The 7,284-nt window shown below is 53.7% G+C and carries 5 protein-coding genes; 4 read left to right on the top strand and 1 reads right to left on the bottom strand.

Annotated elements, in window-relative coordinates; genetic code table 11:
• Together carB and HP459_RS19910 are read left to right on the top strand one after the other, a co-directional pair.
• The coding region (gene carB / locus HP459_RS19915; RefSeq protein ID WP_171936701.1) for a carbamoyl-phosphate synthase large subunit at positions 1–2,764 on the top strand (2,764 nt) is incomplete at its 5' end.
• Positions 2,765–2,946: 182 nt separating this feature from the next.
• Positions 2,947–3,180: a YgdI/YgdR family lipoprotein gene (locus tag HP459_RS19910; RefSeq protein WP_003856439.1), complete on the top strand. Its 234-nt coding sequence runs from the start codon at positions 2,947–2,949 to the stop codon at positions 3,178–3,180.
• A gap of 49 nt (positions 3,181–3,229) precedes the next feature.
• Here HP459_RS19910 and HP459_RS19905 read toward each other — a convergent pair whose 3' ends face one another.
• Positions 3,230–6,223: an autotransporter outer membrane beta-barrel domain-containing protein gene (locus tag HP459_RS19905; RefSeq protein ID WP_171936700.1), complete on the bottom strand. Its 2,994-nt coding sequence runs from the start codon at positions 6,221–6,223 to the stop codon at positions 3,230–3,232.
• Between the two features lie 374 nt (positions 6,224–6,597).
• Here HP459_RS19905 and kefF point away from each other — a divergent pair, with 374 nt between their 5' ends.
• Both kefF and HP459_RS23585 read left to right on the top strand, forming a co-directional pair.
• Positions 6,598–7,128, top strand: coding sequence for a glutathione-regulated potassium-efflux system oxidoreductase KefF (gene kefF / locus HP459_RS19900; protein ID WP_023305423.1), 531 nt, complete (start codon positions 6,598–6,600; stop codon positions 7,126–7,128).
• A partial coding sequence (locus tag HP459_RS23585; protein WP_171936699.1) for a hypothetical protein occupies positions 7,121–7,284 on the top strand: 164 nt, incomplete at its 3' end. The genes kefF and HP459_RS23585, both read left to right, overlap by 8 nt.

Raw genomic sequence — 7,284 nt, 5'->3', positions numbered from 1 at the left:
AGCGCTGGCCGTCGCGGCTGACGTGGGCTATCCGTGCATCATCCGTCCATCATTCACCATGGGCGGCACCGGCGGCGGTATCGCCTACAACCGCGAAGAGTTCGAAGAGATTTGCGAACGCGGTCTGGATCTCTCCCCAACCAAAGAGCTGCTGATTGATGAATCGCTGATTGGCTGGAAAGAGTACGAGATGGAAGTGGTGCGTGATAAAAACGACAACTGCATCATCGTCTGCTCCATCGAAAACTTCGACGCGATGGGGATCCACACCGGCGACTCCATCACCGTTGCGCCAGCTCAGACGCTGACCGACAAAGAGTACCAAATCATGCGTAACGCCTCGATGGCGGTACTGCGTGAAATCGGCGTGGAAACCGGCGGCTCGAACGTGCAGTTCTCGGTGAACCCGAAAACCGGCCGTCTGATTGTTATCGAAATGAACCCGCGCGTGTCCCGTTCCTCCGCGCTGGCCTCCAAAGCCACCGGCTTCCCGATTGCGAAAGTGGCGGCGAAACTGGCGGTGGGTTACACCCTTGACGAGCTGATGAACGACATCACCGGTGGCCGCACGCCAGCGTCCTTCGAACCGTCCATCGACTACGTTGTGACCAAAATTCCTCGCTTTAACTTCGAGAAATTCGCCGGCGCGAACGACCGTCTGACTACCCAGATGAAATCCGTTGGTGAGGTCATGGCGATTGGCCGCACGCAGCAGGAATCCCTGCAAAAAGCGCTGCGTGGCCTGGAAGTGGGCGCGACCGGCTTTGACCCGAAAGTCAGCCTGGACGACCCGGAAGCACTGACCAAAATCCGCCGCGAGCTGAAAGACGCGGGTGCAGAGCGTATCTGGTACATCGCCGATGCCTTCCGCGCGGGCCTGTCCGTTGACGGCGTATTTAACCTGACCAACATCGACCGCTGGTTCCTGGTGCAGATTGAAGAGCTGGTGCGTCTGGAAGAGAAAGTGGCGGAGCTGGGCATCAACGGCCTGGACGCAGACTTCCTGCGCATGCTGAAGCGTAAAGGCTTCGCCGATGCGCGTCTGGCTAAACTGGCGGGCGTACGTGAAGCGGAGATCCGCAAGCTGCGCGACCAGTATGACCTGCACCCGGTTTACAAGCGCGTGGATACCTGTGCGGCAGAGTTCTCGACCGATACCGCGTACATGTACTCCACTTATGAAGACGAGTGCGAGGCGAACCCGTCCGTCGACCGCGACAAGATTATGGTGCTGGGCGGCGGTCCAAACCGTATCGGCCAGGGCATTGAGTTCGACTACTGCTGCGTGCATGCCTCGCTGGCGCTGCGCGAAGACGGTTACGAGACCATCATGGTCAACTGTAACCCGGAAACCGTCTCGACCGACTACGACACTTCCGACCGCCTCTACTTCGAGCCGGTTACGCTGGAAGACGTGCTGGAAATCGTGCGCATCGAGAAGCCGAAAGGCGTGATCGTGCAGTATGGCGGCCAGACTCCGCTGAAGCTGGCGCGTGCGCTGGAAGCGGCAGGTGTGCCGGTCATCGGCACCAGCCCGGACGCTATTGACCGTGCGGAAGACCGCGAGCGTTTCCAGCAGGCAGTTGATCGTCTCAAGCTGAAACAGCCGGCGAACGCCACCGTGACCGCGATTGAAATGGCCGTTGAGAAAGCGAAAGAGATTGGTTACCCGCTGGTGGTGCGTCCATCCTACGTACTGGGCGGCCGTGCGATGGAAATCGTCTATGACGAAGCCGACCTGCGTCGCTACTTCCAGACGGCGGTGAGCGTTTCCAACGATGCGCCAGTGCTGCTCGACCGCTTCCTCGACGACGCGGTTGAAGTCGACGTTGACGCTATCTGCGACGGCGAAATGGTGCTGATTGGCGGCATTATGGAGCACATCGAGCAGGCTGGCGTGCACTCCGGTGACTCCGCATGTTCTCTTCCTGCGTACACCCTGAGCCAGGAGATTCAGGATGTGATGCGTCAGCAGGTGCAGAAGCTGGCCTTCGAGCTACAGGTTCGCGGTCTGATGAACGTTCAGTTCGCAGTGAAAGACAACGAAGTTTATCTGATTGAAGTCAACCCGCGTGCGGCGCGTACCGTACCGTTCGTCTCTAAAGCGACCGGTATTCCGCTGGCGAAAGTGGCGGCGCGCGTGATGGCTGGCCAGACGCTGGCTCAGCAGGGCGTCACGAAAGAAATCATCCCGCCGTACTACTCGGTGAAAGAGGTGGTGCTGCCGTTCAACAAATTCCCGGGCGTTGACCCACTGTTAGGGCCAGAGATGCGCTCTACCGGGGAAGTGATGGGCGTGGGCCGCACCTTCGCAGAAGCGTTTGCCAAGGCACAGCTGGGCAGCAGCTCCACCATGAGAAAATCGGGCCGTGCGCTGCTCTCCGTTCGCGAAGGCGATAAAGAGCGCGTGGTTGACCTGGCTGCCAAGCTGCTTAAACAGGGCTTCGAGCTGGATGCAACCCACGGCACGGCAATTGTGCTGGGTGAAGCTGGGATCAACCCGCGTCTGGTGAACAAGGTGCATGAAGGTCGTCCGCACATTCAGGACCGTATCAAGAATGGTGAGTACACCTACATCATCAACACCACCGCAGGTCGCCAGGCGATTGAAGACTCCAAGCTGATTCGCCGCAGCGCGCTCCAGTATAAAGTGCATTACGACACCACCCTGAACGGCGGTTTCGCGACGGCCATGGCGCTGAATGCGGATGCCACCGAGAAGGTGATTTCGGTGCAGGAAATGCACGCTCAGATTAGCAAGTAATCTGCGTAGGCCCGGCAAGCGTTAGCGCCGCCGGGCAAGTGGCGGGTGGCGCTTCGCTTACCCGCCCTACGGTTTTCTTTACCCATCTTAAGAACCATCTGGTTTTTCATCCGCTTTCAGTCAGTTAGCCTAAAATGGTTAGGTCGATAACGAAAATTCAACTGAGAGCAGGGGAAAACACCATGCAAAATAAACTACTGATCGCTTCCGTTCTGGCTGCCACTGCAATGTTCACCGTGGCGGGCTGTTCGTCAAATCAGGCCGTAAAAACCACCGATGGTAAAACTATCGTTACTGACGGGAAACCGCAGGTGGATGACGATACCGGTCTGGTATCGTACAAAAACGCCGAAACCGGTCAAACTGAACAGATTAACCGTGACCAGGTTAAATCAATGGGTGAGCTGGATAACTAAAAAAAAGCAGTGGCACATGCCACTGCTTTTTTTGCGTCAGAATGATCGATTACCAGCGATGGTTTAACAAAATATGACCGCCGTAAGCGGCATAGCTGTTTTCACCCCACTCACCGCTGGCACGCAGGGAGATCGTTGTGGTTTCGTTCAGGTTGCCGGTTACGCCCAGCTCTAACTGACCACGATCTTCTGGCGTATCGTTGCTGACGGTTTCGTCGTTGAATGCCAGATCGTTTTGACCAGCACCTTTCAACCAGTTAACTGCGACGTATGGCTGCCAGGCCTTGACGTCCTTCTGCTGGAAGTAGCTTGCTTTAACGCCAAGACGACCAAAGACGCTGTCATTGTCCAACGTGGTTACGCGTACGCCGTCGCGATCGGTGTGATTTTCCTGATCGAGATAGCTGTAGATCACCTGCGCCTGTGGCTCGATCTTCCATGTACGTTCATTTTCAGACTGGATAACCCACGCGTGGCCGACTTCAACAGACGCGGCGAAACCTTCGCTATCGTAATCTTCATCGTTACGATTGCTGGTGACTTTGTTGTTGTACCAGCTATAAGCGGCCCAGGTATCAACGTAGCTGCCCAGACGTAATTTCTGATCTTCCTGCCAGGTGGCGTACAGCCCAACATTAAAGCCATCAACCTTACCCTGTGCGTCACGCACGTTGTGCTTCGCATCAGAGTGGGTCTTCGCCTGGCCTGCACCGAACATACCACCGGCACGCAGGATGCCGTTATCCATTGGCTTGCTCATGAAATCGCTGCCGACTTGCAGAACGGTGGTGGTGGTGTCGTAGCTGACTTTATCGCCACCCGCATCGTTCTCATGATAGCGACCCTTAACGTACATCCAGGTGTTCAGATCGTCTTCATTGCGGAAAGTGAGCTGGTCGCGATCGTCGCGCTTATGCAGGAACATGCTCTGCGCGGCAAGGTAGTTACCTAAGTAAGCACCCACTTCAGGTGCCATAACTTCCGGGGCACTGTTACCGCCGTTATCGGTGTTGCCGCCGTTATCAGTGTTGCCGCCGTTATCGGTGTTGCCGCCGTTGTCAGTGTTGCCGCCGTTATCGGTGTTGCCACCGTTGTCAGTGTTGCCGCCGTTGTCGGTGTTACCACCATCATCGGCGTTACCACCGTCATCTGTGTTACCACCGTCATCGGTGTTACCACCATTATCGGTGTTGCCACCGCCGTCGGTGTTACCGCCGTCATCATTATTGCCACCGTCATCGGTGTCGTCGGAAGGATCATCAGAAGGCGTCGCCTTTGATTCCAGATACCAGTTTCCGTCACTGTGCTGGTAGAGGTTATATTCCCAGGCGCCTGCGACGACCGGTTTTGCCAGCGTCAGCTGGGCTTCGGAACTGCCGCCAATGCTGACAATTTCCATACCGTTAATGGTTTGCGCGCCTGCGCCGCCAATGTTGGTAATGCTGACGCCGGACTGACCGAAGCTGCTGCCCGTAATGGTGAGGTGGTCAGTTGGTGAGTTATCTTCACCCAGAGTGCTGTTCATCACAATCTGGCTACCGTCAGAGCCGGTGTAGTCGCCATTAATCGTAAAATTATTGCCAACGCTATTATCAGCCGCACTCAGCAACAGCGTGCCGCCATTAGCCACGTTGCCGTTGATGGTATCAACACCGGAAGCGCTGAGCGTGGAGTTACCCTGGACTGCATTCCATGCCGCCAGCGTACCGCCGCTAAGAATCGCGATGTTGTTGTTCACTTCGCCTGCGGTGGCAAAGGTCGCGCCGTTTTCAACGGTAACGGTGGCGTTACTGCCCTTGACGCCGAGCGTTGCTCCGGTGGAGACCAGCGTGGTGCCACCGTGCAGAACCGTATTCCCTGTATAGCTATTTTTGCCTGTCAGGGTCAGCGTGTTGGAATCAACTTTTTCGACGTTACCGCTACCGGTCATGTCGGTGGCGAAAGTGAAATCGCTACCCTGATTAAAAATGACGGTACCATTGTTGGTGAGCCCACCGCTGAGCGTCGCAGTTTTTTCGCCATCGCCCAGTTGCAGCGAGGCGTCTTTGGCCACCCGCGTATTACCGTTATTCGATACCGCACCCGACAGGGTTAACGCGCCAGTCTCTATCAGCAAGGAGTCGCCAGAGCCAATAATGTCGAGATCGCCCGACAGTGCCCAGCTTTCACCCTCCATTTTTACGCTGGCAAAACCGTCGCCTTCATTCAGACCCACGAAGTTACTGTCTTCCGTACCGGTGCCGATCAGAGTGAGAGTGTTTCCCATGGAATTGGTGGAAATAACGTCACCGATAAGAGTGGAACCCGTATCAAGTACCAGGGTGTTATTTTTATTGCTGGCGAACATAATAGCCGCAGTATCGCCACTAATCGTTCCGCTATTCGTAATATCTACTTTTGCCGTATCTTTTACATTAATGCCGTTCTGGGTTCCTTGTACCGTACCACTGTTTAATATCTTTGTATTGCCAGTGCCTAGTGTGATAGCGTCACCGCTTGTACCAATAATTGCACCACTGTTATTAATACCAATGCCAGTCTGAGAACTCAGGCCTGTTTTTCCTTTTATCACTCCAGTGCTGGTGTTGGTAATATTTACTGCTGAGGAGCTTTCACTGACATAAATGCCATTTTCCGCACCGATGATATTTCCATTGTTGTTGAAATCGCCGAGTAATGACTGAATATTCACAGCATTCGCTGTGGTGGAAGAAATGGTTGCACCACTGTCATTGTTAATAACTACACGTTGCGCGCCAGTATTAATATCCAGGCCAGTTCCTGTACCGGAAATATTTCCTTTGTTAGTGACATTATCGATCGCAAACCCAGAGACCGATACCGCCGCTTCACTACCAGCGGAGGAGATCGTCACGTTTTTATTAATAATATATTCAGCATCGGCTGAGAAATCTTGAGGAACAGAAGTTGATTGGTCAATCGTTGCAGAAAATGCAACCGCAGGGGTGCATATCAACAAGGCAGGAAATATCTTTCCAAGAGTTTTGGTTGTATGATTTAATCTAAAGAAAATGTTGCTCATGTACACATCCATTTGAGTGAGAAGGAACATTAGATAACGTGCGTAAAACGTATTTAGTCCGTCTTAAAGCGTGAGCTTAAAACAAAAAAGCATAAAATTATTATTTTTTCAATGGGTTATGTACAGGTTGATTTATTAAATAATGACTTAAGTTTCGCTAAAAATATCTGTTGATAATATGAATGGCCATAACTATTTTGTAGGATGAATTTGTCTCGCGTATCGCTCTTCGTGTTTAGCGCCACTGTCGCTGGTAAGGTGGGATGGGTTGCCAATACTTGCGTTTTACTTTTAACCGTTAGATAGCCCCTTTAAGTCGGGGTGGTAACTGTCTACACTCAATGCTACAAGAAAAGTAAAAGACAGGCATATTCATGGTTCTGATAATTTATGCGCATCCCTATCCGCAACATTCGCATGCGAATAAACGGATGCTTGAGCAGGCAAGGACGCTCGAAAACGTTGAGATACGTTCCCTCTATCAACTCTATCCTGATTTCAGTATCGATGTCGCCGCCGAACAGGAGGCGCTCTCTCGTGCCGATCTGATCGTCTGGCAGCATCCGATGCAGTGGTACAGCACACCTCCGCTGCTGAAATTGTGGATCGACAAAGTCTTGTCGCACGGTTGGGCATACGGACATAACGGCAAAGCGCTTCAGGGAAAAAGCCTGATGTGGGCTGTAACCACCGGTGGGGGTGAAAGCCACTTTGAGATTGGCGCTTTCCCCGGATTTGACGTGCTGGCGCAGCCGCTCCAGGCTACCGCCCTTTACTGTGGCCTGAACTGGCTTCCGCCTTTTGCAATGCACTGTACCTTTGTCTGCGACGATGAAACCTTGCAGGCGCAGGCTCGTCACTACAAACAACGCTTACTCGAGTGGCAGGAGGGGCACAATGGATAGCCATACGATGATACAGGCGCTGATTTACCTCGGTGCGGCGGCATTAATTGTGCCCGTGGCGGTCCGTCTGGGGCTGGGCTCGGTGCTCGGCTATCTGATTGCCGGGTGTGTGATTGGCCCCTGGGGCTTTCGGCTGGTGACGGATGCCGAGTCAAT

It is taken from the genome of Enterobacter sp. CM29, assembly GCF_013179605.1.
GTDB classification, from domain to species: domain Bacteria; phylum Pseudomonadota; class Gammaproteobacteria; order Enterobacterales; family Enterobacteriaceae; genus Enterobacter; species Enterobacter intestinihominis.
This window is presented reverse-complemented; position numbering and strand designations above follow the sequence as displayed.